The 26,751-nt window shown below is 68.7% G+C and carries 25 protein-coding genes and 1 pseudogene; 12 read left to right on the top strand and 14 right to left on the bottom strand.

The genetic code is table 11. The features are described 5' to 3' along the window. The first annotated feature begins 34 nt into the window (after window positions 1–34). From BLU81_RS13185 to BLU81_RS13155, 7 genes are all read left to right on the top strand, one after another. Entirely contained in the window at window positions 35–859 is an 825-nt protein-coding gene (locus tag BLU81_RS13185; RefSeq protein WP_197686214.1) for an ABC transporter ATP-binding protein, read from the top strand. After that, window positions 856–1,896, top strand: coding sequence for an iron-siderophore ABC transporter substrate-binding protein (locus BLU81_RS13180; protein WP_092544708.1), 1,041 nt, complete (start codon window positions 856–858; stop codon window positions 1,894–1,896). Before BLU81_RS13185 ends, BLU81_RS13180 begins: the two co-directional genes overlap by 4 nt. Continuing rightward, complete coding sequence (locus BLU81_RS13175; RefSeq protein ID WP_092544706.1) at window positions 1,893–3,965, top strand: iron ABC transporter permease; 2,073 nt, start codon at window positions 1,893–1,895, stop codon at window positions 3,963–3,965. The genes BLU81_RS13180 and BLU81_RS13175 overlap by 4 nt, the downstream gene beginning before the upstream one ends. Window positions 3,966–4,060: 95 nt before the next feature. Then, window positions 4,061–4,684 (top strand): hypothetical protein, encoded by a 624-nt coding sequence (locus BLU81_RS13170; protein WP_092544704.1) that lies wholly within the window; start codon window positions 4,061–4,063, stop codon window positions 4,682–4,684. A 107-nt stretch (window positions 4,685–4,791) separates the two neighbouring features. Continuing rightward, complete coding sequence (locus BLU81_RS13165; RefSeq protein WP_092544702.1) at window positions 4,792–6,000, top strand: pectate lyase; 1,209 nt, start codon at window positions 4,792–4,794, stop codon at window positions 5,998–6,000. A 90-nt stretch (window positions 6,001–6,090) separates the two neighbouring features. After that, on the top strand, window positions 6,091–7,164 hold the full coding sequence (locus tag BLU81_RS49605; RefSeq protein ID WP_197686213.1) for a hypothetical protein: 1,074 nt from the start codon (window positions 6,091–6,093) through the stop codon (window positions 7,162–7,164). An 83-nt stretch (window positions 7,165–7,247) separates the two neighbouring features. Then, window positions 7,248–7,670 carry a MarR family winged helix-turn-helix transcriptional regulator gene (locus BLU81_RS13155; protein WP_157751537.1) on the top strand — a complete coding sequence of 141 codons (423 nt, stop codon included), beginning with the start codon at window positions 7,248–7,250 and terminating at the stop codon, window positions 7,668–7,670. A gap of 2 nt (window positions 7,671–7,672) precedes the next feature. Here BLU81_RS13155 and BLU81_RS13150 read toward each other — a convergent pair whose 3' ends face one another. The 7 genes and pseudogenes from BLU81_RS13150 to BLU81_RS13130 form a co-directional block, all read right to left on the bottom strand. Continuing rightward, complete coding sequence (locus BLU81_RS13150; protein WP_172890541.1) at window positions 7,673–9,052, bottom strand: FAD-binding oxidoreductase; 1,380 nt, start codon at window positions 9,050–9,052, stop codon at window positions 7,673–7,675. Window positions 9,053–9,139: 87 nt separating this feature from the next. After that, the gene (locus tag BLU81_RS13145) at window positions 9,140–9,928 is read right to left on the bottom strand and encodes an SDR family NAD(P)-dependent oxidoreductase (protein ID WP_092544696.1); all 789 of its coding nucleotides are present in this window, start codon (window positions 9,926–9,928) and stop codon (window positions 9,140–9,142) included. Next, window positions 9,928–10,089, bottom strand: a complete 162-nt coding sequence (locus BLU81_RS48020; RefSeq protein ID WP_157751536.1) for a hypothetical protein — start codon at window positions 10,087–10,089, stop codon at window positions 9,928–9,930. The genes BLU81_RS13145 and BLU81_RS48020 overlap by 1 nt, the downstream gene beginning before the upstream one ends. A 526-nt stretch (window positions 10,090–10,615) precedes the next feature. Next, window positions 10,616–11,531, bottom strand: a pseudogene (locus tag BLU81_RS13140) (transposase); the annotation flags it as partial. 173 nt (window positions 11,532–11,704) lie between these two features. Then, a complete protein-coding gene (locus BLU81_RS13135; protein ID WP_157751535.1) occupies window positions 11,705–12,349 on the bottom strand; it encodes a hypothetical protein in 645 nt (214 codons plus the stop codon). A gap of 687 nt (window positions 12,350–13,036) precedes the next feature. Beyond that, a complete protein-coding gene (locus BLU81_RS48015) occupies window positions 13,037–13,243 on the bottom strand; it encodes a hypothetical protein (RefSeq protein ID WP_157751534.1) in 207 nt (68 codons plus the stop codon). 148 nt (window positions 13,244–13,391) lie between these two features. Beyond that, complete coding sequence (locus BLU81_RS13130; RefSeq protein WP_092544692.1) at window positions 13,392–14,024, bottom strand: DUF7003 family protein; 633 nt, start codon at window positions 14,022–14,024, stop codon at window positions 13,392–13,394. Window positions 14,025–14,200: 176 nt separating this feature from the next. Between BLU81_RS13130 and BLU81_RS13125 the strand changes: the two genes are divergently transcribed. The 3 genes from BLU81_RS13125 (at window position 14,201) to BLU81_RS13110 (ending at window position 16,454) form a co-directional block, all read left to right on the top strand. Beyond that, window positions 14,201–14,989, top strand: a complete 789-nt coding sequence (locus BLU81_RS13125; RefSeq protein ID WP_092544690.1) for an aminoglycoside N(3)-acetyltransferase — start codon at window positions 14,201–14,203, stop codon at window positions 14,987–14,989. 561 nt (window positions 14,990–15,550) lie between these two features. After that, complete coding sequence (locus BLU81_RS13115) at window positions 15,551–16,006, top strand: hypothetical protein (RefSeq protein ID WP_092544686.1); 456 nt, start codon at window positions 15,551–15,553, stop codon at window positions 16,004–16,006. A 115-nt stretch (window positions 16,007–16,121) separates the two neighbouring features. After that, window positions 16,122–16,454, top strand: coding sequence for a DUF2306 domain-containing protein (locus tag BLU81_RS13110; protein WP_157751533.1), 333 nt, complete (start codon window positions 16,122–16,124; stop codon window positions 16,452–16,454). Window positions 16,455–16,481: 27 nt separating this feature from the next. Here the strand turns inward: BLU81_RS13110 and BLU81_RS13105 are convergent, their stop codons facing one another. The 5 genes from BLU81_RS13105 to BLU81_RS13085 all read right to left on the bottom strand — a co-directional run bounded on the left by BLU81_RS13105 (window position 16,482) and on the right by BLU81_RS13085 (window position 21,669). Continuing rightward, window positions 16,482–16,925 (bottom strand): hypothetical protein, encoded by a 444-nt coding sequence (locus tag BLU81_RS13105; RefSeq protein WP_092544683.1) that lies wholly within the window; start codon window positions 16,923–16,925, stop codon window positions 16,482–16,484. Window positions 16,926–16,983: 58 nt separating this feature from the next. Beyond that, the gene (locus tag BLU81_RS13100; RefSeq protein WP_092544681.1) at window positions 16,984–17,388 is read right to left on the bottom strand and encodes a hypothetical protein; all 405 of its coding nucleotides are present in this window, start codon (window positions 17,386–17,388) and stop codon (window positions 16,984–16,986) included. A gap of 64 nt (window positions 17,389–17,452) precedes the next feature. Continuing rightward, entirely contained in the window at window positions 17,453–17,824 is a 372-nt protein-coding gene (locus BLU81_RS13095) for a hypothetical protein (RefSeq protein WP_092544679.1), read from the bottom strand. Window positions 17,825–18,075: 251 nt separating this feature from the next. Beyond that, window positions 18,076–18,750, bottom strand: coding sequence for a hypothetical protein (locus tag BLU81_RS13090; RefSeq protein WP_092544677.1), 675 nt, complete (start codon window positions 18,748–18,750; stop codon window positions 18,076–18,078). Between the two features lie 195 nt (window positions 18,751–18,945). Continuing rightward, the gene (locus BLU81_RS13085; RefSeq protein WP_172890540.1) at window positions 18,946–21,669 is read right to left on the bottom strand and encodes an AfsR/SARP family transcriptional regulator; all 2,724 of its coding nucleotides are present in this window, start codon (window positions 21,667–21,669) and stop codon (window positions 18,946–18,948) included. Window positions 21,670–21,835: 166 nt separating this feature from the next. Here BLU81_RS13085 and BLU81_RS13080 point away from each other — a divergent pair, with 166 nt between their 5' ends. Together BLU81_RS13080 and BLU81_RS13075 are read left to right on the top strand one after the other, a co-directional pair. After that, complete coding sequence (locus tag BLU81_RS13080) at window positions 21,836–23,425, top strand: MFS transporter (protein ID WP_092544673.1); 1,590 nt, start codon at window positions 21,836–21,838, stop codon at window positions 23,423–23,425. A gap of 13 nt (window positions 23,426–23,438) precedes the next feature. Next, entirely contained in the window at window positions 23,439–24,053 is a 615-nt protein-coding gene (locus BLU81_RS13075; protein WP_092544671.1) for a TetR/AcrR family transcriptional regulator, read from the top strand. A gap of 12 nt (window positions 24,054–24,065) precedes the next feature. Here BLU81_RS13075 and BLU81_RS13070 read toward each other — a convergent pair whose 3' ends face one another. After that, window positions 24,066–25,328, bottom strand: coding sequence for a cellulose binding domain-containing protein (locus BLU81_RS13070; protein ID WP_197686212.1), 1,263 nt, complete (start codon window positions 25,326–25,328; stop codon window positions 24,066–24,068). 220 nt (window positions 25,329–25,548) lie between these two features. Next, a complete protein-coding gene (locus BLU81_RS13065) occupies window positions 25,549–26,562 on the bottom strand; it encodes a LacI family DNA-binding transcriptional regulator (protein ID WP_172890539.1) in 1,014 nt (337 codons plus the stop codon). Window positions 26,563–26,751: the final 189 nt, after the last annotated feature.

The following is a 26,751-nucleotide window of genomic DNA, read 5'->3' as shown; positions in this document are numbered from 1 at the left end:
CTCCGTTAGGCAAGGCAAACCTAATTCGGAGTGGATGATGTCCTTCTTACGCGGCGAGCGGCTGCTGCTCCGCTACGGGAGGACGGCCGTCGTCCACGGCGTCTCGGTGGAGCTGGCCCCCGGCCGGGTGACCGCCCTGATCGGCCCGAACGGCAGCGGGAAGTCCACTCTGCTGCGCGCCCTCGCCCGGTTGCACCGCGCCGACGAAGGCGAGATCCGACTGGCCGACCGCGCGGTGTCGCTGCTCGGCGCCCGGCAGTTCGCCCGCGAGGTCACCCTCTTCTCCCAGTCTCGTCAGGCCCCGCACGGGCTGACCGTGCGGGAGGTCGTCGCGTTCGGGCGTCATCCGCACCGGCGCCGCTTCAGCGGGCCGTCCCCGGCGGACCGGACCGCCGTCGACACCGCGATGACCGTCACCGGCGTCCAGGAGATGGCGGATCGGGCGGTCGGCGAACTGTCCGGCGGCGAGATGCAGCGGGTCTGGCTCGCCGCCTGCCTGGCCCAGGAGACCGGCGTCGTGCTCCTCGACGAACCGACCAACCACCTGGACCTGCGCTACCAGATCGAGACACTCGACCTGGTCCGTGACCTCGCCGACGACCGCGGTGCCGCCGTCGGCATCGTGCTGCACGACCTGGACCACGCCGCCCGCGTCGCCGACACCCTGCTGCTCATGAGTGACGGGCGCGTCCACGCCGCCGGCGAACCCCACCAGGTGCTCACCGCCGAGCACATCAGCGAGGTCTACGGCCTGCCCGTAGAGGTCGAGACCGACCCCCGCACCGGCCGCATCCGCATCGACCCGATCGGGCGCCACCCGGCCCGCACCAGGAAACACCCAGTAGAGGAAAACGCATGATCCGTCTTGTCGCCACCACCGCACTGCTCGCGGTGGCCGTCTCCGCCTGCGGCACCACCGAGGTCGAACCCGCCGCCGTCAGCTCGGCCGCGCCCGCGTCGCAGTCCTGCGCCGACGACACCACGACCACGTCGACCGCGCCGGTGTCGCTGACCGATGGCGTCGGCCGCACTGTCGAACTCGCCAAACCCGCGTCCCGGGTCGCGGTCCTGGAATGGCAGCAGACCGAGGACGTGCTCACGCTCTGCCTGAACCCGGTCGCGGTCGCCGACGCGAAGGGTTACGGCACCTACGTGAAGGCGGAGGCGCTGCCCGCCGGCGTCGCCGACACCGGCGAACGTGGCGAGCCGGACCTGGACGCGCTGTACGCGACGAACCCGGACCTGATCATCGTGGAGGCGTTCAAGGCCGACGACGAGCTGATCACCAAGCTGGAGAAGCGCGGGGTGCCGGTGCTCGCCACCGTCGGCGCCGACGCGTCCGGCCAGATCGCGAACATGAAGAAGGTCTTCTCGATGATCGGTACGGCCACCGGCCGCACCGAACGCGCCGACCTGGTGCTGAAGCAGTTCGACGAGCACCTCGCCGAAGCCAAGCAGAAGGTCGCCGCCGCGAACGTGACCGCGACGGACTTCCTGTTCTTCGACGGCTGGATCGAAGGCGGCAACGTCGTGATCCGCCCGTACGGCAAGGGTGCCCTGTTCACCGAACTCGGCGAGCAGCTCGGCCTCACCCCGGCCTGGACCGACGAGATCAACCAGGCGTACGGCAGCGGCGGTGTCGACCCGGCGTACGGTCTCGCCCAGACCGACATCGAAGGCCTCACCGCCGTCGGCAGCGCCAGCCTGTTCTACTCCGACGACGCGACCCCGGACAGCTACGTCAAAGAGCTGACCAAGAGCTCGATCTGGACCAAGCTCCCGGCCGTGACCGAGGGCCGCGCGTACCCCTTCCCCGCGGGCGTCTGGGGCGCCGGTGGCCCGAAGTCGAACGAGGAGGCGATCGACGCCTACGTGAACATCCTGACCGGCAAGTGACCGGAACCCTCGCGCCGCGGCTGAGCCGCGGCGCGGGCGGGGCGGCCGTCCTGGGCACCCTGCTCGCCCTGGTCACCGTGGTCGGGTTGTGGCACGTCACGCAGGGCACCTCCGGCGTCGGGTTCACCGACCTGCTGCGCTACCTGCTCGGCGCCCGCGAGGACGTCGGCGGCGTACCGATCACCGACGTGCTCACCGGCTCCCGCCTGCCACGGATGCTCGCCGGCGTCGCGGTCGGCGTGGCCCTCGGCGCCGGTGGCGCGCTGCTGCAGTCGGTCACCCGCAACGCCCTGGCCGCCCCGGACACCCTCGCCGTCACCGCCGGTTCGTACCTCGCGCTGTGTGTGGTCGCCGCGTTCGGCCTCGCCGTCCCGCTGTGGGCCTCCGGCGCCGTCGCGTTCGCCGGTGGCCTGCTCGCCGCCGGTCTCGTGCTCGGTCTTGTCGGCGCCGCCTCCGGCATCGGCACGACCCGGCTGATCCTGGCCGGTTCGGCGGTCGCGATGGCCTTCGACGCGATGAGCGCCATGCTCCTGATCCTCTTCAAGGAGAGCACCACCGGCTTGTACGCGTGGGGGAGCGGTTCGCTGGCACAGCTGAACCTGGACGCCGCCACCCGCGCCGCCCCGGTCATCGTCGTGGTGCTCGGTCTCGCCCTGCTGCTGTCCCGCCGGCTCGACGTGCTCGGCCTCGGCGACGACACCGCCTCCTCACTGGGCGTGCCGATCCGCTCGACCCGGCTGATCGCGATCCTCTGTGCCGTCCTGCTGACCAGCATCTCGGTGACGCTGGCCGGCCCGATCGCCTTCGTCGGCCTGGCCGCACCCGTCGCGGTGCGCCTGGCCGCGAACCGGATCGGTGTGCTGAGCCGGCACAGTCTCCTGATCCCGGCGTGCGGGCTGGCCGGGGCACTGCTGGTGCTCCTCGCCGACGCGGTGCTCCGGGCGGTCCTCGGTGCACAGGCCGCCGCCTCGATCCCGACCGGCATCCCGACCGCACTGCTCGGTGCCGTGGTGATCGTGATCCTCGCACTCCGGCTCCGCGACGTCGGAGCGATCCGGGAAGCACCCCGCGCCCACGTCGCCCTCCGGTCGCGCCGCCGGTTCCTGCTCGTCGGGGCCGTCTCCGCGGTACTGCTGGGTGTGGTGGTGGTCGCCGGTCTGCTCTCCGGCAGCCTGTGGTTGCGCACCGGCGACATCGTGCTCTGGCTGCAGGGCACCGCACCGGACCTGATCGCCCGGGCCCTCGACGATCGCGCCCCACGGGTGGCGGCCGCAGTAGTCGCCGGAGCCGCGCTCGCCCTGGCCGGAACCGTCGTGCAGGGCACCGTCCGCAACCCGCTCGCCGAGCCCGGCGTCCTGGGCATCACCGCCGGTGCCGGTCTCGGCGCGGTGATCGTGGTGACCTCCGGCGTCTCCGGCGGGCGCCCGATCCTGATCGTCACGGCCGTCGCGATGGGGCTCGGCACGTTCGCCCTGATCGCCCTGCTGGCCTGGCGTGGCGGCCTGCTCCCGGACCGGTTCCTGCTGATCGGCATCGGCTGTGGGTACGCGCTCAGCAACATCAGCACCTTCCTGCTGCTGCGCGCCGATCCGTGGGACACCCCGCGCATCCTCACCTGGCTGTCCGGAACGACGTACGGCCGGACCTTCGCCGACGTACTCCCGGTCGTGGTGATCCTGCTTCTGGCGACCCCCGTGGTGCTGGGCATGCGCCGCCGACTGGACCTGCTGGCCATCGACGAGGACACCCCGAGGATCTTCGGCGTACGCCGGGAGAGCACCCGGTTCACCCTGCTGACGATCGCGGCGATCGCGGCGGCGGTGAGCGTGATCGCCGTCGGTGTGGTCGGTTTTGTCGGCCTGGTCGCCCCGCACATCGCCCGTGGCCTGGTCGGCGTCCGCCACGGCCGGATCATCCCGGTCGCGATGCTGCTCGGCGCCCTACTGGTCGCCACTGCCGACACGCTGGGCCGCACGGTCATCGCCCCGTCCCAGATCCCGGCCGGCCTGATGATGGCCCTGATCGGAGCCCCCTACTTCGTCTGGCTGCTGCGCCGATCCCGAGCCTGATCAGGGACATCGCCCCAGGACGTACGTCTCCCTGATCCTCGGTCCGGGGTTTGTCCGCATGGAAACTCGGCAGCCGTCACCGCCAGCATCGAGTCATGGCGAAACGGTGGCGGCAGTTGACGATCTGGTTGCACGTGCTCACGTCGGTGGGCTGGATGGCGCAGGTGATGGCCCTGTGCGTGCTGCTCGCCACCGGGCTGGCCGCCGGTGCCGGGCCCGGCCGGGACGCGGCGACCGCGATGGCCCTCGCCCTGGACGGCCGCCTGGTCGGCCCGATGGCGGACGCGTCGGCGTTCACCGGGATCATGCTGGCCGCGGCCACCCCCTGGGGCTTCTTCCGGCACTGGTGGGTGCTCGCCAAGTTCGTGATCACCCTGGTCCAGCTCAATGTCGGGATCTTCCTGCTGTCTCCGGCGCTCCAGCACTCGGCCGTCGCCGGGCCGTCCCCGTCTCAGATCGCCGGTGGGGCGCTGATGGCCGGTGCCATCGCCTTCCAGTGCTGGTTGTCGATAGCGAAACCCTGGGGACGGGTACGCCCCGGACTGCGCACCGTGCCGGCCACCGCACCGTCCTGGATCTTCATTGTCACCGTTCTCGGCGGTCTCGCGGATCTCGCCCTCGCGATGGTGATCGGCCATCCGATGCCGCTGCTCTCGCTGGTTCTGATCGTCGTCGGGCTGACTAGCCGCCGCTCCGGCGTGACTCGCATCGTGCCGTAAAACGGAAGACATCTTGTCTTAACATCGATCAGTGCCTATGGTCCACAGGAAAGCGCTTTCCCCCCGCTTGAAGGCGCTTCCGATCCCCAATCTGAAGGCGAGACCTCATGAAACGACCAGCCGCTCTACGGTGGACCGCCGTGGGCGCCACCGCCGCCGCCAGCGCCGCCATCGCGCTGGCGCTGCCGTCGCCGTATGCCATGGCCGCCGACAACCTGAGCCTGACCGCCGGTGCGGACGGCTCCAGCAAGGCCAGCGGCACCAGCTACGGCAACGTCCGGGACGGCGACACCGCCACCTACTGGGCGCCGACCGCCTCGACCGGTTACGTCTCGGTCAAGTGGAGCAGCGCCACGACGGTGTCCTCAGCCGTCATCCAGCAGGCCTCCGGCGGCGGCACGATCAGTGCCTGGCGGGTCCTCAACGCCGACTCGGGATCCGTCCTGACCAGCGGCAGCGGCAGCCCGAGCACCGTTAACTTCACCGCCACCTCGCTGAAGAAGCTCACCTTCGAGATCACCAGCGCGTCCGCCGCGCCGCGGATCGCCGAGTTCGAGACGTACTCCAGCGGCGGCACCACCCCGACCACCAGCCCCACCGCGGGGCCGAGCCCGAGCCCGACCGGCGGCACCGGCACCACCCCGACCGGGGCGTGGCCGGCGTCGGCGGGTTCGGTCAGCATCTCCGGCACGGTCAGCGTCTCCGGCACCTTCGACGGTGGCATGAAGACGTACTGCTGCATCGGTGACGGATCGCAGAGCGAGTCCCAGGACCCGATGTTCAAGATCGCGAACGGTGGCACCCTGCAGAACGTCATCCTCGGCTCCCCGGCCGGTGACGGCGTGCACTGCGAGGGCACCTGCACCATCCGCAACGTATGGTGGAACGACATCGGTGAGGACGCCGCGACGTTCAAAGGCACCGGCGGCGGTACGAGCTACGTGATCGGTGGCGGCGCCCGGAACGGCAGCGACAAGACGTTCCAGCACAACGGCAACGGCACGGTCAGCATCTCCGGCTTCTACCTCAGCGGTTCCGGCAAGCTCTACCGGGGCTGCGGCAACTGCACCACGTCGTACCAACGGCACGTGAAGATCGACAACGTGCTGCTCAACGACATCGACATGGTGGCCGGGATCAACAGCAACTGGGGCGACACCGCCACCATCACCCGGGTCACCCTGACCAACAGCTCCAGCGCCACGGTCTGCGGCAAGTACCAGGGCGTCGCCAAGGGCAGCGAACCGAAGTACCTCGGCGAGGGCTGGAACGACAGCAACTGCAAGGTCACCCAGAGCGACATCACCCGCAAGTAGCAGCCGACGGGCGCTCACCGCGAGGTGGGCGCCCGAACGGTGAGCTGCCACTACGTACACTCCCCGGTGGAACCCGGGGGAAGGAACACCATGTACCACCAGCAGCAACCCGCCGACCCGAACGCCGGGGCGATCGCCGTGACCACGCGGTACCACTGGATGACCTTCATCATCGGCCTGTTCCAGCCGTTCGTGGCGATCAACGGGCACCGCGTTCAAGCGGGCTGGGGGCGCACCGTCATCCCGATGCCGGCCGGCCAGCACCACGTGCACGTCCACGTGCCCTACCTGTTGCCGCCGCGGATCGGCCCGGCCGACTCGATGGTGCCGGTCTACCCCGGCCAGGTGGTGGAGGTCGAGTACCGGGTGCCGGTGATCGCCTGGCTCGGTGGCACGATCGGCCCGCCGCCGCAACGCCACCGGGGGATGGTCGCCGGGGTCGCGCTGATGACCGTCCCGATCGCCCTGCTGCTCTGCGTCCTGGGCCTGCTCGGGGTCGTGAACGTCGTCGACAGGGACACCGATCGGCCGGCCGCCGCGCCGCCCGTCAGCACGACGGACCCCGCGACGGTCCCGCCTTCCACCGCCGCCGAACCGTCGGCCGTCCCGTCGTCGGCCGCTTCGCCGGCTGCTCCCGCCGCCGGCAAACCCACCTTGCGGCCGACTCCGGCGCGCACTCTCGTCGGGCCGTCGTACTCCACCAGGGACCGGACCTACACGATGGCCATCCCCGGGGTGCCGTTCGCGTTCCGGGTGCCGTCCACGTGGGGCTGCCTGAAAGGCAAGATCGACGTGCCGGGCGCCACCGCCTGGGTCTGCGTCGACGAGGGCGACCCGTTCGACGCGAGCGCGCCCGAACCGGACCGTGGCAAGCGGATGCAGTTCATGCTGCGACCGTGCCCCGGCACGTGCGACAACGCCGACGTGGTGACCCTGAGCCGGGACTGGTTCGACGACGGGGCGAAGGCGAAATTCGTCGACGACCGCACCGCGTACGTCGAGACCGCCCGCAACGCCGACGGCCGCTACACCCTGGACATGAGCCACTTCATCACCGTCGCCGACGGCTCGAAATGGCAGGTGGCGGTGGGTGTCCACAGCCAGCCGGAGAGCAAGTCACTGGTCCAGAAGCTGGTGAACGACATGCTGACCCAGGCCGGCTGACGCAGCCGCCGCCGCACACATTTTGTCCACACGCGTCCCGCAGAGTCGACCGGAATCGACCGGACTACTCCCGAGGTGACCGCGTGCCCCCACCGCCCGTACAGATCGGCCTCGCCCTGCGCATCGTTCTGCAGAGGTATCTCGCCGAGACTCAGGAACTGCTCGGCCCGATCCCCGGCGGAGTCCACGGGTACGAGATCCTGCGTGCGATGGCCGGTGAGGACCATCGCACGCTCACCGATCTGGCCCGCCGGATCAACGTGCAACCGGCCGTGCTGACCCACCGGATCGACGCGCTGGAGGAGTCCGGCCTGCTGCGCCGGGAAGCCCGGCCCGGCGACCGGCGCGCCCGCCGGCCGGTGCTCACCGCTCGGGGCCGCACCGTCGTCGCGGGTCTCGACCGGGACCTGCGACTCGCCGAGGACACCGTGCTGCAACCACTGGACCCGGCCGGCCGGGCGGAGTTCGTGGCGGCCCTGTGGGAACTGGCCGCCACACCGCACTAGATTCAGCCCACGATGTTGTGGTTGATCCGGAACAGGTTCTGCGGGTCGTAGCGGCGCTTCAGACCGACCAGGCGTTCCCAGGACTCGGGGGCGTAGGCGAGCGTCGCGGTACCCGGAGCGGTGTCCCCGGCGAACAGGAAGTTCAGGTAGCGGCGGCCGGTCGACCACGGGGCGAGCGCGTCGACGACCTGCTGCTCGTAGGCGTGCAGGGCGGCGGCGTCGGGCGGGCCACCGGCCGCGACCAGGAAAACGTTGAACAGCGTGTCGTCGCGGTTGCCGACGGCGTTCGGCAGCTGCGGGGCCCGGCTGAGCGCCCCGCCCATGTGCCGGATCTCGGCGAGGACCAGCGGCGACCCGGAACCCGGCCCGGCCAGGCGCAGGAACTCGTCGACCGCCTCGGCCGGAAGGTCCCGCAGCAGGGTGCCGTGCTCGTACAGCGGCAGCGGGTCGACCGGGTCGCTGTGCACCGATGCGATCGCCGAGTACGGCAGCGGCCCGACCGCGTCGATGATCGGCGTCCCCAGCTCCCGGAACGGCGCGACCATCACCGCCCCGTCGGCCGGCCCGCCGAGGTAGGTGATCCGCAGGTGCGCCACCAGGCGGTCCCGCAGCGGCTCCGGCACGAACGGCGCCGGCGGCAGGTGCAGCAGCCCGACCGACGCGGACATCTCCTCCGGCACGGTCTTCACCCACTCCCGGAACAGGTGCAGCACGTCGGCGGCCAGTTCACCGGGGAAGAAGATGCCGCCACCGTAGAACGCGACCAGCGGAAACAGGGTGAACTCGATGGCCACCACCACGCCGAAGTTGCCCTTGGCACCGCGCAGCGCCCAGAACAGATCCGGTTCGCTGTCCACTGTCACATGCCGCAGTTCGCCGTCCGCGGTCACCACGTCCAGGGCGGTCACGTGGTCGGCGGCGTACCCGTGCCTACGCCCGAACGGGCCGAGCCCGCCGCCGAGGGTGTAACCGACCACGGTCACCGTCGGTGACGATCCGTTCGGCGCGGCCAGGCCGACCTTGCTCGCCTGGTCGACGAACTCCGACCAGCGCACCCCGGCCTCCACCCGGGCGGTCCGGGCGGTCTCGTCGATGGACAGTCCGGCCAGCCGGCGGGTGGAGATCAGTACCGCACCGGCCGACGGCACCGAACTGCCGTGCCCGGCGCCGAGAACGGCGACCGGCAGATCATGGGCGGCCGCGAAACGGACCGCGGCCTGCACGTCGGCGGCGTTGGTGGCCCCGACGACGACCGCCGGGGTGTGCACGACCGTCAGGTTGTAGGTGGGGAGTTCTTCGGCGTAACCGTCGTCACCGGCAAGCAGGACGGGACCGGTGACGGCCGCCCGCAGGGTGGCGACGTCGACTGCGTTGGCGTTCACGATCAAAAACCTTTCGCGGGTGTACGGGTTCTTTCGCGGGTGTACGGGTTCTTTCGCGGGTGTACGGGTTCTTTCGCGGGTACGGGTTCAGAGAGTGCTGACGAGTCCGCCGTCGATGGCGAAGTCGGCGCCGGTGACGTTTCCGGCCCGGCCGCTCGCCAGCAGCAGCACCAGGTCGGCGACCTCGTCCGGGCGGGTGAACCGTCCGGTCGGGATACCGGCGACCGCGCCTTCGGCGACCTGCGCGGGAGTCAGGTTCTGGGCACCGCCCACGGTCTCGGCGACCCCGCCCGCACCCAGCCATAGATCGGTTTCGACCGGCCCCGGGCTGATCGTGTTGACCCGTACTCCGCGCGGTCCCAGCTCTTTGGACAGGGACTTGGAGAAGCTGGCGAGGGCGGCTTTGGCGGCGCTGTAGTCGATGACCAGGGGATCGGGCAGCACCGCGTTGACCGAACCGATCGTGACGATGGTGCCGCGGCTGTCGAGCAGCGACGGGAGAGTGGCTCTGGTCACCCGTACCGCCGCAAGGAAGTTGATCGTCAGGGTCTCCAGCCAGCTGTCATCGGTGACCGACTGGAACCCCCGAGGCCGCGGGTGCACCCCGCCGACGTTGTTGACCAGGATGTCCAGGCGACCGCCGAGCAGCTCGGTCGCCTGTTCGACCAGCGAGACGGCCCCGTCAGCGGTGCTGAGGTCGGCCTTGACCGGGTGGATCAGTTCACTGCCGGCCGAGGTGTCACGGGCGGCCGAGGTGTTACGGGCGCCCGCCACCACCCGCACACCCTCAGCGGCGAGAGCTTGAGTGATCGCGAGTCCGATGCCGCGGCTCGCGCCGGTCACCAGGGCGGTCTTGCCAGAGAGTCGCAGGTCCATCAGAGGTTCCGCCCTTTCAGCCGGGTCAGCGCGGTTGCGGCGACTTCGGGCCTGCGGGGCGCGACGGCGCGGTTACCGCGGTCGGCGGACGGGTCGGTCCAGGGCTGCCACGACGAGGCGTACGACCGCCGACCGTGGATGAAAATGACTGGTGTGGACATGCCGTTGAGCTTGAAAGAAGCTTGTGGACAAAGTGTGTGCGGCGGTTCCGGGCCCCGATCAGTGGGTCCGACGGTCCGACGATCGCAGGACGTCGCGATCAGGCACTCGTGTGCCTCTCCTGCCGCACGCTCAAGTAGCCGATGTGAGCAGCACGGCCTGTATATGGGTGGACCGTCGCGGCCGCAGGTTCGGTGCTCATAGGCGATCGTCCTGCACTGGATGGAGAATCGGGTTGATCTTCTCCGACATGCCGATCAACCGGCGCCCGCCCCGGCGGACCTGCTCATCGGCACTTCTGGTCAACGCCTCATCTGCAGTTAGCCTCGGTCTTTCATTTAGGCGCCGGTTCATAGCTGCCGTTCGATGGATCCGATTCGTCTTCTTGCTGCGTTTTTGTGGGCATGGTGAGGGTCCGGCGCGTGGCCGGACTCCTCCGTGTCGTTGGTCGCAGCGTGGGCTGCAGGGTCAGCCGGTGGGCTGCGGCAGTGCGGCGAGGTGGTTGAAGGCGCTGGTCAGGGCGTTGGTTCAGGGCCAGTCGGCGGCGATGGCGAGGCGGGTTCGGCGGGCGGTGCGGGTGATCCGGGCGGCGACGTGTAGCAGCCGGTAGCGCAGTTTCTTGGGTTCGGCGGTGGCCAGGTCGCCGTCCAGCAGAAGGATTTGGGTCCAGGCGAGCAGGTCGATGCCGGTCAAAGCGAGTTGCAGCCAGGCCTGGTTGATGGCGGAGACCCGGGACGGGAACCGGCCGAAGCCGGTGTTCTTGCCGGTGCGGATACGGTCTTCGACGCGGGCATGAGCCCGGTGCCGCCTTCGAGGTGCTGGATACTGCTCTGACCTGCGGGTGTGTCGGTGGCGACGACTTGATGACGCCATCCTTCGACGGTGTCGAACAGCGACAGCTGAGCACCGGGGTGCGGGCGTTCACGACGGACCAGGAACCGGGTGCCTTCTGGCCAGCCGGCCGCGTCGAGCAGGCCGGTGATCTCGCAGACTTCGGCGTGTTCGCGCAGTTCACCGCCGGTGGCGACGGCCGGAAACCAGCCGGTCGCCGCCTGGATAGCAGCTCGGACCGGTTCGGTGATCACGGCGCCGACGGAGAACAGGATGTCCAGATACTGTTCGCGCAGAACGCGGATGTGGGCGAGGAAGCCGTGGCTGGAGCCCGCGGACCGGCCGCGGTGACCTGCGGGAAGTCACCGCGGGTATCGGCGTGCTGGGCCCAGGCGATCTCGCGGGCCAGGGCTCGGGCCCCGCGAAGTTCAGCCAGAGTCGCCTGGTCGAGTGGTGACAGCAGCCGCCACGCGGTCGGGTCGGAGGCGACCGGCCCGACCGGGGCGGACTGGTTGCGCGGCACGGCCAGAGCGGCGATGGCCTCGCCGCCATCAGCGAGGCTCACGGCGAGATCGACGGCGATCCGGCCGGGATCGTGCCGTCCTCGACGCCTATTTTCCCTGTTCAGAGGGCACTTCTCTATTTCTGACTCAGTCCTTGGACACTCTTTAACGAAGGGCCCGAGGCTAATGTCGGATCACTCGGTGGGCGCGCCGTGGCCGGAGATGAAATCGAGGCCCCGACCGTAGAGTCCACCACGAAATCCTGTTGAAGAACAGCAATGTGTTATAGGCAGATACCCGACGCTGCGCGGTTGTCGAAGGCACTGTTGAAGAGCGAGAAGAGGCCGACCCCGAACATGACGTGACTGGCGCCCCGCCACCACGTCCGGTCCCACAGCGTCGTGACAGCCGCCGCGATTATGTCGACCTGAGAAGTGCGATCGTTACCGCCGCCGAATGAGGGCACCGGAATACCGGTGGGCAGGATGAACGTAACCGCGCCGGAAGGCGAGTTGTCGAAGAGCACGGCCGAGTGGAGGATCGGCGGCTCCAGCGGTGAGACTCCACGGTGGGCGAGGTCGAGAAGCTCCCTGGACGTGGGCGCCAGGTCGAGCCGCTGAGAAAGCTCCATCAGATCCTCGACGGTGCGCTGGTTCAGAATTCGTTGCCGTTCCACGACTCGTTGTGCGTCCTGGGACTCGTGTGCCCGTGATCTGGTTACCAGCTCCTTCGTTTCCTCGACCTTTGCGGCGAAAGGCTGGCCACGGACCCATCCCTCAAAATCGCCATCTTTCCGGAAACCGCGCACCTCCTGCAGTTGCTCGGCGACATTGACCGTGCAGGTGACCGCACATTGCGCCAGTGCGGTCCGCCGCGTCTCCGCTGGCCCGTTCAATTCCTTCTCGTCAAGAAAGTGTCTGATCTTCAACAGGTCCCCCTCGCAGAAGAATGCGCTTCCTCGGGCCGAGTCTCCTCTGATGCCTAGGTCAAGTCCACCCATGGCGGGCCCCATGCTTGTGCGGCTTTCCCGGTGCCAGAAATACTGATCTTGAAACGGTGCTGGACATGGATCAGGCGCGCCTCGGTGCGGGCGGCACGGTGATCGGCGCCGGCGCCGGCGCAGTGGTGGTGTGGGGTGTCGTGACGTTCAGTGAGGTGATGAGAGGCGATGCCATCGGCGGGTGAGGTCCTCGGAGCTTCGTGTGGCCTGGAGAACGTCATGATCACCGACGTGATTTCACCCGCCGCCTTCGCCTCCACGGAGGCCAATTACGCCGCGAATCCCCAGTTCAGAGCCCTGCCATCAGACAACGCAATGGCCCTGTCCCGCGGCCCCACCGAGGCATCCGGGGCGGCTCAATACCTGGGTCACGGAGAGTTGCAGTCCGGGCGTCAAGGTGCACTCCTGACACCGCGATCACATGCCTAAGAGAGTACGTTCAACTGCGCGGAGCCGAGATTCGGCCGTTACTTTCACGGCTCGACGGAAGCCAGTTAAGCAATGTGATGTTAGGTGCTCAGCGAAAGGCCCGTGACTGGTAACCATTCCCTGCCGGAAGCGCGTGGAGACTGTTTACTGGCCACGGGCGGCTATGCGTTCTTACAACAAGCCTGGCTACTTTGGCGAATAGTAATCCGCAGCGACGCTGTCTTCAATCTCGTCCACTCGCATTTCGAGAGTGACGATAATATCACTAAGAGTATCGATTCCGCCCTTGCTCATCTCTGCTACAAGCAGGGCTGCCTCCTCACGGAGGATTTGAGCGCGCTGCGCGGGGGTGACAGTTGAAATATCGACGAGAGGGCGCGGCTGTTGTGACATGCCAGCATCTCAGCAGGCGGGTATGACAATTCTGCAGGTCGTCGTCGCAAGGCCTGTTTGGCAGGCACAACACCCAGCCGGGGCACCGCGCCTCGTTCTCCCGGAGCCGCACACTCACATGCCGCTGATGGTCAGAGTCTGTGCGGGTCTATAGGGTTCCGGACTCCGGCCAGTGGGACCAATGCGTGTTGGGTGTCGTGCTCGGCGCGTACAGCTTGGTATCGCCGGTCGCGAGTACGCCAGTAAGTTGACGGAACGTCGTTGACTCGCTGGGCAGGTCGTCGACAGGATGGTGCCACTGGTCGAGCCGCATGATCTCAGGGATGTCGGCCGGGATCCGGCGCCTGAGCTCCGCCTCATCAGCCAGCAGGAGTTCCCGATGGTCAGGGACGAGCCGGCGAAGTATGTCGACCAGTTCGGCGCCATTTCCAGCAGGCACCTCGATCCGGTGCCCTCGGACCATGATCGAGGCTCCGCTGTACGCCTCTGGTTCGTCGATGTCCTCGATCGCGTCCCAGTTGTCGATCCGGTCGAGGAAGTCCGCGTTGTCGAAGCCCGGATCACCGCTCGTCAGGCAGTTGCCGAAGGTATGAAGGACATCAGTGAGGTTGCGCGCCCGCGGCGAGTAACCAACCGTCTCGATTATCAGCGCCCACCGGTGCGCGTCCCGGTAGACGTGAAGCCTGGCGTCGACAGCGTAGTAGTAGCCGTTGCTAAGGTCCGGAAAGTCGCACTGCTCCGCCGCGGCGTCGAGCTGGCTGAAGATCTCACCGGAATCCATTGCCGTGCAGCGTAACCGGGCACGCTCGTCGCAAGGCCCGCTGGGCCTCGTACTGGTCACACATCAGGAACGGCGGCGAGCATACGCCACCGGCCGACGTCCCGTCGTGCCGATGAGCGAGTGTGCTCGCTATAGCCCGGTGCAGCGTCAGTCCGCAGGATGAGCACAATGACGCGGTGGAACAACCGTTGCCGCACACCAAGAGAACCTTGGCCGCGGATCTTAGAGGTATCGGTCTGTTAGCGGGCGATACGGTGCTGGTGCACTCGTCAGTTCGATCGCTGGGTTTCGTCGTGGGCAAGGTCCAAGCTGTCGTCCAAGCCCTGCTGGAAGCGCTGGGTCCGACGGGCACGCTGGTCGTGCCGACGCACACGCCGTTTAACTCCGATCCGGCCGGTTGGCGTAATCCGCCTGTTCCGGCGGCGTGGTGGCCGATCATTCGGGAGCAGAGCCCCGGTTTCGATCCGGCGTGTACACCGAGCCGGCACATGGGTGTCCTGGCCGAGACGGTACGTACCTGGCCGGAGGCTGTGCGCAGTGTGCATCCGTACGTGTCGTTCGCAGCGCTGGGGGCGAAGGCCGCGGTGATAGTCGACGACCATTCACTCGAGGACGGGCTGGGCGAGAAGTCGCCCCTCGGTGCCCTCTACCGGGAACACGGCAAGGTGTTGCTGCTGGGCTGCGGACACCGGCGCAACACGTCGTTGCATCTTGCGGAGTGTCGCCAGGCTGAAGTCCCGATGGCCGATCACGGAGCTGCGGTTCGTGGCAAGGACGGCGACAATCGCTGGATCACCTGGACGGCACCGGTCGTTGATGCCTCCGACTTTGAGGACATTGGCGGCGCGTACGAGGTGGCAGGCACTGTCGAGGTCGGGCCCGTCGGCAGCGCTATGGCTCGCCTGATGCCACAGCGCGACCTGGTCGACTTCGCCACCGCCTGGATGGGCCGGCACCGGCCATAACAGCCTGCGCTTCCGGCATTCATCCCACAGATCCGACACACGGATGTCTGCCGCGGACAACGCCTACCCGGCTACTGGCCGGCCGCCTCTGAACGCACGCCTGAGGCATACCGGTAATGGAAGAGAACGACCGCGTGGGGTAGTCGGATCGGCGGTGTGGCGTCTCGCATCGCGATCAGCCCCTGTATCGACCCGCGGCGGATCTCGGCGTCAATCGCGTACTTCACGTCGGGGTCGAGTGAGTCCCATGTCGCCTCAGCCTTGCAGGTCCCGCAGAGCTCGTCGCAGCGTTCAGGCTTATCGACCAAGCCCCGTTGGCCGCACGTTGGCCGCACCTTGGGCACCGGTAGTCGAACACGTTCCTATCGTCTGATCTCGGCGCCGCGTCCAGCAACCGTATGCGGCGGAACGACCTCGGACGTCCTCTACTGCCGCGATCCGCCCGCCGCCCTCCCCAAGTGGCGGCTTACGGACGCCAACCGGGACGAGAACCGTGGCCGATGGGCAGGTGTTGGATCATGGCGTTGCCGACGTGCAGAGGCGTCCAGCAGGAGCTGTCCAATGATCGAGTTCAGGTATCTCCGTACCGGTCCATACGTTGACCACGGCCGAGAAGTCCAATGCGGAGCAGACCTCGCTGTAGTCAGCGCCGCCGACTTGCGCTGGTACTACTTCTTGTCCGACTTATCCTTCACGATCGATGATGTCGAGTTGACCCTGCCGTGGTCGTGGACACCTGTATTCGACTTCCTTTGGTCGATGAAGGGCGTACTTGGTCAACTGGAGCGGGGTGAGCACTCTGCGATCGGCTTCACCGAGAACGCTGAGCTGATCGAGTTTGCTCCGGTTGCCGAACGGGTGAAGGTTTCGTGCACCTACTCGCGAGCTGAGGCGATATGCGGGTTGACCGACCTCGGGGATGCCTGGCTGAACTTTCGCCAAGACGTGCTGAACCAGCTCGCTGCCGAGTACCCAAGACTCGCGGTCAACCCGGCGCTCGGGGAGCTTCGGACCTGACCTCCACTGTCCGTCGGTTCACGAGCATCTCGGGTACGGCCAAGAATGTCCGCTCATGCCGCTGTCCGTGTCAGTCTTGATTCGGTCCGGGTCTGGAATCCCTCGGGACGAGTGGGTGATCTCCCCGGAACGCATGCGTCCGGCGCCGGTAAGCGACGAGGACTTCACCGCGGCGCAGGCGATCACCGCCCAGGCGAAGCCCGCGGACGGTCAGGTCCACCGGTATGCGCTGACTGCGGAGTTGGTCCTAGGCGTCGTCACCGCCCGGCGCCGCGACTTCACAGCCCACCGCGCGTGGATGATCCGTGGTTACGCCGTCGGCATTGGCGTCGGCACCCAGCTCTTCACCCAGCCGGCGTGGCTTGTGGCGTCCGGCCCGTTCACCCCGGCGAGCCGCACCGGCACGATGGCCGCCGCCCGGCTGATCGACATCCTGGTCTCTGAGTGACCGATCCGCCGTCGGGCCGGCGGCTCACTACCGGTCCACATGGATACCCCGAAGATCGCCTAAGTACCCGGCGTCGAAGTCGGTGGTCAACGCCGGACGTGGATCGTAGGTGGGGTCGGCCGACGCGTGGACGATGTACCCGACCACCCATGCCCACACGACGACGGCGGCGATCACCAGCAGGATCACGTAGTTCCGCTGGGCTCTCGGATTCACCGGCGGAAGCGGCGACGTCACTCGGGGCGGCCGCTGCCGCGAGGCGGCGGGCTTCTCGGCCGACAGAACGCCCACGAGACTCTCGAGGGGACGCTGACGATCCGGCGCCGGTGGTGACGGCGGGAGTGCGGGCTCCTCGACGACCTTGCGGCGGCAGGCGACGGCGGCCGCCGCCGCGAGACCGGCGACCCCCACGGCGGTGGCGGCGGCCAACGGCAACCATGGGGGCAGGGAGGGCTTGGACGGTTCGGTCACGGGCCACCGCATCGGCAACCGAACGCCAACCTGAAGGAAACCACTTCGGGAGACTCCCTCAGCGACGGTAGGCGCAGGCGATGGCGACCTCGTAGGAGCCGGTGGCCTCGATGGTGGAGCTGAGGCCACCGACGTAACGATAGGCCGTCTGCCAGCTGTTGTCCCGGGAGTCGAGGTGCTCGCGGGCCTCCACGCAGGCCACCTCGGCCATGGCATTGGTGTGGATCGCGAACGTCCACACCGCGAGTACCCCGAGCGTCATCGCCACGAGGATCGCCCGGAAACGGAGGGGACTTGGTGTCTCCGTTCCCGGCCGCGGTGATGGTGGTGTCAGCGGCGCCTCGGCAACGGCCGGCTCGCGACGGCGGGCCACGGCCACGGCGGCGAGACCGGCGGCCCCCACGGCGACCGCTGCGGCCAACGGCACCCATCGGGCCAGGCGGAACTTGGACGGTTCGGTCACAGGCCACCGCATCGGCAACCGAATGCCAACCTGAAGGAAACCGTTCCCGGCATCCGGCCGGTGATCAACGCTCGGCACAGTCGCCGGAAACACTGTGGACTTCGCCGAGCGGCCGGCCGGCCCCCACGCTATAGGAGGAACTGCGGGCCCTCGCGCACTCCACCTCGTTCAGGTCGTCGCAGATGACCACCAGCGCCCACACCGCGGCGACGACGGCCACGATCACGAGCACGATCCCGCGAGACCGCGGCGGTCTGCTGCTCTCCGCGGGCGTCACCGGAACCGGTGGCGGCAGTTCGGGCACGTCCTCGACGAGGATGGCGGGCTGCCTTCGGCAGGCGACAGCGGCGGCCGCGGCGATCCCAGCGACGCCCACGGCGGTGGCAGCAACGAGCGGCAGCCATCGGGGCAGGGAGAACTTGGGTGGTTCGGTCACGGGCCACCGCATCGGCAACCGAATGCCAACCTGAAGGAAACCGGCGGACCGTGCCCCTGCGCGGTCGTCGATATATTGCGGCAATGACGCCGGACGAGGCACAACCGCGGGTGCTCGTGAACCGGTTCGCCGATGCGGTCGGACCCGGCCCGCAAACGTGCGACCCACCAGCTGTGCCGGTGCGTGGGCTATACCCGAACCTCGAACAGACTCACTCATTTGCCGTGATCCGCGCCCGCCCGAGCCCCGAGTCAGTAGCGGGAGACCTGGTCAGACACGCGGAATTCGGTGCTGCACTGTGTGCAGATGGCATGGCCGAACAGGTACGTGAGTGCAGTGGCGATGGCGGTTTGCCCGTGCTGCACGCTTGCTTGGTAGAGCCGCTGTCCGGCACCGTCCAGGTCGGCGGGACTGGCCGGGAGCAAGGGTGTCTGCTCGACGACGGTCTTGGTCGCATAGTCCTCGTGGGTCGCGAAGTGGCCACCGTCGCCGAAGGCCACGAAGAGCATGGTCCCGCAGTGGGGGCACTCCACCTCGATCTCATCGTCAACGATGCGGCCCAGTTCCGCACCCCACAACGCATCGCCTTCCAGCGCCACCATCGCTTGCAGGCGATACAAGAAGTCCTGTGGGCCGGCCGGGGAGGTGAGCCAGCCGCCGGCCAGCAAGCGCAGGGCCGCCAACTCTTCGCGGAATCCAGGCCAGCGTGCTTCGTCCAGGTCTGCTGCGATTTGCCCAGCGAGGAAGAGGACGCTGTCCTGCTCAGTGGGTGAGTAGCGTCCGGCAATCTCAGGCAGACGTCGGAGGAGCAACGCTTGGTCGTCATCGGAAATGCCAATGTGACGTGCCTGCTCAAACAACTGCTCCCAGAAATCTGAAGACGGGTCGGACTCAGCGGCTGTGAGCATCTGTTCAATCGTCGTCACGCCTGAATCGAACCACGAAGGCCCATCGGCACGGCCTGGGGCGCTTCCCCGGCGCGCTCTTCTGCCGCAGATAAGACGTGGCCGGGTGAGGCCGTGCGCGCAGCGTCATGACACGGCGGGCCGTGCATGGCCGCCTCGGTGGGGCCGGATGGAGCCGTTCGGGTGAGGACGCGTCAGGGTGTCGGGATCGCTTGGTCAGGTCTCTGTCGGGAGTGCCGCCAGTTTCGCGCGGACCCGGTGGGCCGTCCATGCGTCCAAGTCGTCGGCGATCGTCAGGGACCGGCGCCAGGCCTGGTGGGCGGCGGTGGTGTCGCCGGTGGCCAGGTGGGCGTCGCCGAGGTGTTCCCAGACCGCCGCCTCGTCGCTGACACGGTGCCCGGAGTTTCGCAGTACCTCGATCGACTCCTCGAAGTACCGGACCGCGGTGGCGTGGTCGCCGCGGCACAGGTGACCGAATCCGATGCTGTCCAGCGCTGCGTGACGGTCGATGAAGTTGCCGGAGATCTCGGCCAGAGCCAGTACCTTCGCGCCTTCGGCGAAACCCTTGTCGTATTCGCCCATGGCGGCGTAACCCCAGGCCAGCGCGCCTCGGGCCAGTGATTCCGCGTCGGCGCCGCCGCTGTCCAGGGCCAGGGCCAGCGCGTGTTCGGCGACGTCGATCAGCAGGTGGGCGCGTTCGGTACGCTGATAGATCTCGCACAGGCCCATGAGGGCGCGGATCTGGGCGCCGCTGTCGCCGAGACCGGTGGCGATCTCCAGGCTGCGGCGGGCGTACGTCTCGGCCTGGTCCAGCCAGCCGGCGCGCAGGGTGGTGATGGCCAGGCCGTCGGTCATCCGGGCGATCACCCGTTGATCGCCGAGCCGTTCCGCCGCGGTCAACGACATGGTCAGCATGCGGATCTCGGTGTCCGCGTGCAGGCCCATCCGCGACGTCGACCAGGTCAGTTTCCACACGTGGCTGTCGATACCGTGCCCGAAACCGGCCTCGACGGCACCTACCAGCACCCACAACTCGGCCTGGAGCCAGGCGAACGCGGCGTCACGCCCGGCGTGCACCCGCGGCCGGACCCCGGCGGCGGGCGGGTCCAGCGGAACCGGGACGGCACCGGGCACCACCAGCAGTTTGGCCGCCACCGCGGAATGCAGGTAGTGGTCGAAGAAACGCTGCCGGGCGTCGGTTGCCTCATCGTCGGCGAGCAGTTCGGTGGCGTACGCCCGCAGAAGGTCGTGGGATTGATAGCGGCCCGGAGCGTGTTCGGTGATCAGGCTGCCGTGGGCGAGTTCGTCGAGTGCCGCCTGCGCCCGGTCGGCGGTGAGACCGGCGATCGACGCGGCCGCCTCCGCCGTCACGTCGGGGCCGGGATGCACCGCGAGCAGCCGGAACAGGCGTGCGGTGACCGGAGTGAGAGCGGCGTACGACCAGGAGAACACGGCGCGCGCGTTGACCGTGACGTCCGGTGAGGTGAGTGCGTCGAGTCCACGCGCGGCGTGCAGCGCGGCGGCCATCTCGGCGAGGGGCTGCTGGGGCCGCAGCACCGCCTTGGCGGCGACGACCGCCAGCGCCAGGGGCAGCCCGCCACAGAACGCGACGATCGTATCGACCGCGTCCGACTCGCGGTGCACTCGCACCGGGCCGAGCCGGCGGGTCAGGAAGGCCCGCGCGTCCGGGGCCGCGAGCACGTCGAGGGTGACGGCCACCGCGCCGTCGGATGCGACCAGCCCGGCGAGGCTGTGCCGGCTGGTCACGATCACCAGGCAGCCGGGGGAGGACGGCAGCAGATCGCGGACCTGCTGCTCGTCGCGGGCGTTGTCGAGCAGCATCAGCATCCGGCGGCCCCACATCCGGCTGCGGAACAGGGCGGCCTTGGCGTCCCGGCCGGCGGGAATCCTGGTCGCCGGTACGCCCAGTGCGTCCAGCAACCGCACCAGGGCGTCGCCGGGATCCATCAGCCGCTCGGACGGGTCGAAGCCGCGCAGGTTCAGGTAGAGCTGCCCGTCGGGGAACTGGTGGGCGACGCGGTGGGCCCAGTGCACGGCCAGGGTGGTCTTGCCGATACCGGCCATCCCACCGATCGCGCTGATCACCACCGGGGTCGACGCACCGGTCGGCGGCCGGTACAGCGCCAGCACCCCGGCCAGCTCGTCCTGTCGTCCGACGAACACGGCGAGATCCCGCGGCAATTGCGCGGGCCGGTCCGCCTCGTCGGTCTCCTGCTGGAGCACCTGCTGCTGGGCGGCCCGTAGCTCGGCTCCGGGGTCTACTCCCAGTTCGTCGGCGAGCCGCCGGGTGATCTGCCGGTACACCTCCAGGGCGTCGGCCTGCCGGCCGTCCGCGGTCAGCAGCAGCATCACCCGGGCCTGCAGCGCCTCGTCCAGTGGATGCCGGTCGGCGGCCTGCCGCAGCACCCCGAGCACCTGGCCGGCGGTTCCGGCGGTCAGGGCCAGATCGGCGGCCTGCCGGGCGGCCTGCTGGTACTCCCGGTCCACGGCCACCACCATCGGCTGTTCCCGGAACTGGCCGGCCAGCACCGGGCCGGTCCACAGTGCCAAGGCCGCCACGTACCCGCCGATGTCGGGGTTGTCGTTGATCAGTGCCCGGAACCGCAGCAGATCCAGATGCTCGGCGGTCACCGCCATCCGGTAACCGCCGGCCGAGCGGCCCAGCCAGCGGCCGGTTTCCCGGGGTGCGAGATCCGGTTCCAGTACCCGCCGCAGAATCCCGACGATCCGGTGGATGCCGTTGGTCGCGGAGTCCGGCGGTTCGTCACCCCACAGCACGTCGATCAGCTCGGCCATCGCCACCGGCCGGCCACCAGCCACCAGCAATAGCCCGAGCAGCGCCCGGTGTTGCGGCTTGCCCAGGTGGACCTCGTGCCCGTCGCGCCAGGCCCGCACCGGCCCCAGAATCTCGAACCTCAAGCCGGTTTGCACGCCGCATTATGCCCCGGTTCACCACGGAGCGGAGGGCCGGGAGTGACCGACAACACTTTCGATACGGGGCCGTTCCGTTAATGGGGGTGAGACGTTAACTTCCTTTGTGAAACGGAACGGTTCCGTTTCGGAAAGTCTTCGGGGGAACCCGCACATGGAAACCCAAGCTCAGCCCCAGACCGGGCATCCCCGGCGATGGGCGATCCTCGGCGTGCTGGTCATCAGCCTGCTGGTGGTCGTGCTCGACAACACGGTGCTCAACGTCGCGATGAGCACCATCGCCGACCCCGACCGGGGACTCGGCGCGACCCAGAGTGAACTCGAGTGGTCGATCAACTCGTACACACTGGTCTTCGCCGGTCTGCTCTTCACCGCCGGCATCCTGGCCGACCGGTTCGGCCGCCGCCTCAGTCTGATCACCGGGCTGACCGTCTTCGGGATCGCGTCACTGATCTCCGCCTACGCCACCTCACCGGACCAGTTGATCGCCGCCCGCGCCCTGATGGGACTCGGCGCCGCGGCCGTCATGCCGGCCACCCTCTCGATCATCGCGAACGTCTTCGACCCGCGGGAACGCCCGCGCGCCATCGGCGTCTGGGCCGGCGCGGTCGGCCTGGCCGTCGCGATCGGGCCGGTGCTCGGCGGAGTGCTGCTGGAACACTTCTGGTGGGGCTCGGTCTTCCTGATCAACGTGCCGATCGTGATCGCCGGAGTGACCCTGGTGGCGATCCTGGTGCCGGAGTCACGTGACCCGAAACCGGGCCGTATCGACGTGATCGGCGTGCTGCTGTCGATCGTCGGCCTGACCCTGCTCACCTACGGCGTGATCAAGGGTGGCGAGGACGGCTTCGGTGAACTCGCGGCCTGGTCCACCCTGACCGCCGGCCTGCTGGTCCTGGTCGGGTTCGTGCTCTACGAGCGCCGGATCTCGTACCCGTCGCTCGATGTCCGGCTCTTCATGAACCGGCAGTTCTCCGCCTCCACCGGCATCATCGGCCTGGTCTTCTTCGCGGCGATGGGCTCGATGTTCTTCGGCGCGTTCTACCTGCAGATGGTCCGCGGGTACGGGCCGCTCGCGTCCGGCGCGCTGTTCGTCCCGTTCGCGCTCGGCCAGATCATCTTCGCGCCGGCCAGCTCCTCGATGGTGAAGCGGTTCGGCCCGAAAGCAGTGAGCACGGTCGGTCTGCTCCTGGTCTCGCTCAGCCTCGCCACCTGGACGTTCATCGGCGTGGACACCCCGATCGCGCTGGTCGCGGTGGCGTTCTTCGTCCAGGGCGTCGGCATGGCCAACGTGATGCCGCCGGCCACCGAGGCGATCATGGCGACGCTGCCGCGGGAGAAGGCGGGCGTCGGCTCGGCCGTCAGCAACACCATCCGCCAGCTCGGCGGAGCACTCGGTGTCGCGGTCCTCGGCGCGGTGGTGTCCTCGGTCTACCGCAGTCACCTGACCGCACCGGCCGGCCTTCAGGGCGACGCCGCCGACCTGGCCCGCGAGTCGATCGCCGGTGCCTACGCGGTCGCCGGTCAGGCCGGCCCGGCCGCGCCCGCACTGCTGGACAGCGCCAATGCGGCGTTCGTCACCGCGATGCACTACGCGGCCATCGGGTCGACCGTGTTCGCCCTGCTCGGAGTCCTGGTGGCGGTGCTCTGGCTGCCCGGCAAGCGCCCGGCCGCCGCGCCGTCCGAGGCCGGAGCCGCTCCGGCCTCGGCCGAGAAACATGACCGGGAACTGGCCGGCGCGTAACCGACCGGCAACAATGAACCACATGAGCAGCAGCACCACGGCCGGCCAGGAGCGTAAGGCTCCTGGCCGGCCCCGCAACGCCCAGGCCGACGAGACCATCCTCGACGCGGTGCTGGGGTTGCTGAGCGACGGGCAGAGCGCCGCCGCGATCTCGATCGAGGCGGTGGCCGCCAAAGCGGGCGTCGGCAAGGCGACGATCTACCGGCGCTGGCCCAACAAGGAAGCCCTGCTGATCGACGCGGTCCGGTCGATGAAAGGGCCACTGCCAGAGCCCACCGGCCTTTCGGTACGCGATGACCTGATCGCCCTGATCAAAGCCAACCGCACCCCGCGTGCCCAGCGGTACAGCAAAGTCACCGCCTGTCTGCTCCCGGAACTGCTCCGCGACACCGAGCTGGCCCGGATGTATCAGGACTTCGTCGAGCCCCGCCGCGAGGTGACCCGTCAGGTGCTCCGGCGCGGCATCGAGACCGGCGAGTTACGCGCCGACCTCGACGTCGAGCTGACCCAGCTGATGCTCTCCGCCCCCGGCATGATCCAGTCGATGCTGCGTATCACCCCGTCGGTCCCGGAGGACCGCTTCGCCGAAACCCTTGTCGACGCGGTCCTGCGCGGGGCGGCTGCCTGACGGCGGTCGTGGTCAGGTGCAGGTCGCGCCGTTGAGGGTGTAAGCGGTCGGTGATCCGCTGTCGCCGGTGTGGGTGGCCTGGAATCCGAAAGCGACCGACGCGCCGGCGGCCAGTGCGGCGTTGTGGGCGACATTGGTGGCCACCACCCGGCCGGACGCGGGAGCGTACGTGGCGTTCCAGCCGTTGGTGACGGCCTGTCCCGCGGGGAGGGTGAACGCCAGGGCCCAGCCGTTGAGGGCGGTGCCGCCGGTGTTGGTGACGGTGAGGTTGACGGTCATCCCGTTGTTCCAGGCGTTGACCGTGCTGCTGACGCGGCACGCCCCGGAACCCGGTGCCGAGCTGTTCGACGCCGACGGTGTGGGGCTCGACGGTGTGCTGGTGTCGCCGAACTGGGTGAAGAACTGCCACACCTCACCGGCGACCCAGGAGGACGAGGCGTTGCGATCGGTCGGCAATGGCACGTGGTCACCGTCGAAGGCGGCCCAGCGAACCGGGTATCCGGCCCGGCATCCGCTGTAACCGGTGGTGATGTGGGTGCCGCTGCCCGATGCCGGTTCCGGAGGGTTCTGCGCCGTGCAGCCGTTGGCGCGCACGAAAGCGTCGCGGAGGGACCGGCCTGCCGAGATGTTCAGGACGCTGTCGCGGATGCCGTGGATACCGAAGTAGGCGACCGGCTGGGACGTCGAGGAGCAGCCGCTGAGGTTGGCGCCGGCGATCGGCGCCACTGCCCGGAACACCGTCGGCCGGGCGCATGCCAGGGCGTAGCTCATCGCGCCGCCGTAGCTGAAGCCCAGCGCGAACCGTTGTGACGTGTCGACGCACAGGTCGTTCTCGACCGTACGCAGGATGTCGTCGACCAGGGTGACGTCACGGCCGCCGGTGTTGGCCCAGCCGGCGTCGAGGCCCTGGGGCGCGATGAAGATCGCACTGTTGCCGGACCGCTGTTGCAGTCCGTAGAAGCCGTTGCCGAGCACGTCGTTGGCGCTGCCGTTGAGCCAGTGCAGGCCGACGACGAGGCGGTACGCCTGGGTGCTGGTGTAGCCGGCCGGCAGCCGGAGGATGTAGGTGCGGGCGCGGCCGCCGCTCTGGATCGTGTAGGTGCCGTCGCGCAAGGTGGGGGCCTTGCCGCAGCCGGCGGTCGCCGCCAGGGTGCTGGTCTGCCCGGCTGAGGCGGTCCCGCTCGCCAGAACCGCCGCACCCGCGGCGATCAGCATCGACGCGGCGGTGGCCAGCACGCCGAGAACCGCACGTGCCCGTCTTCTCGGTTCCGCCATCAGGGACCTCCTCAGGGAATCGCCGGGGACGCTTTTCCAGCAATGAATCGACAAGAATCAATCATTGCTTCCGGCATGTTACGGGAGCGCTCCCAGCTCCACAATGCGTGAACGTGAGAGTAGATGATCTATGTTTTGCCAGCTCAGAACGTCACCGGCTCGCGCGTAACAGATTCCGCGACGGTGGTTTTCGCATTCACCGGAATCGTGGATCGCCGCGTCAGGCGGAGCCGCGCCGTACCAATCTGGTCGGCAGGATGATGGACGTGGGCTCCTGCCCCGCGATCAACCCGAGGAGCATCCGGGCCATCTCCCGGCCCAGAGCCTGGATCGGCTGATGGACCGTGGTCAGTGGTGGGCCGGTCCGCTCGGCCACGTCCAGGTCGTCGAAACCCACCACCGCCACATCGCCCGGTACGGACCGCCCCGTCTCGCTCAGCACCCGCAGCGCTCCGGCCGCCATGTTGTCGCTGGCCGCGAAGACGGCGTCGAGGTCGGGATGCCGGTCGAGCAGTGTCCTCATCGCCGCGGCGCCGCCGGACTCGGTGAAGTCACTCTCCACCGTGCCGTGCGGAACCAGGCCGGCCATCACCATCGCCTCCCGGTAGCCGCGGTGCCGGGCCGCGCCCACCTGGGTCGACATCTGGCCGGTGATGCTGACGACGCGGGTCCGGCCGAGGCCGATGAGGTGCTCGGTGGCCAGCCGCGCCCCGCCGAGGTTGTCGGAGTCGACGAACCATCGCGGCTCGGTGTGCAACGGCCGGCCGCCGTGGACCGTGGGCAGGCCGGCCTGCTCCACGATGCGGGTCAGCGGATCGTCGCCGTGCAGCGCCATGAGCATGATGCCGTCCACGCCGCGGGTCTGCAGCAGACTCGTCAGCCGGGACCGGCCCCGCCCGGAGCTGGCCAGGCACAGCAGCAGATGCAGATCGGTGTCCTCGAGGGCCGCGGAGACACCGACGATGACCTGCGCGAAGAACGGATCGGCGAACAGCGCGGGATCATCGTGGGAGAGCGCGAGGGCGATGATCCCGGTCTGCCGGGTGGCCAGAGCGCGGGCGGTACGGTTCGGCCGGTACCCCAGTTCCTTCACTGCTCGCTCGACCGCCTCGCGGGTGGCCCGGCTGACATGTGGCGCCTGGTTGATGACACGGGACGCCGCCGAGCGTGACACGCCGGCGCGTGCGGCCACCTCGTCGAGAGTGGGCTGCCGCCGAGGTGCCACTGACGCCATCGCGAGTCCGAGTCCTTCCGGTCCGTCGCCGTCGCCGCCGGGTCCGGTGGCTGACGGCCGATGATATCGAGTGCTGACGATGGCGTCGATGAACGGCACCGGCGTTTCTGGAAGCGGTCCCGGACTTGCGGTAGGCCGCTCGGGCCCCTTGACATCGGCCGTGGCATTGCCCAGCATCACATTTAAGTT

The organism is Actinoplanes derwentensis (assembly GCF_900104725.1).
Lineage (GTDB): Bacteria > Actinomycetota > Actinomycetes > Mycobacteriales > Micromonosporaceae > Actinoplanes > Actinoplanes derwentensis.
Note: the sequence above shows the minus strand (reverse complement) of the source record. Positions and strands in the feature narration are given on the sequence as shown.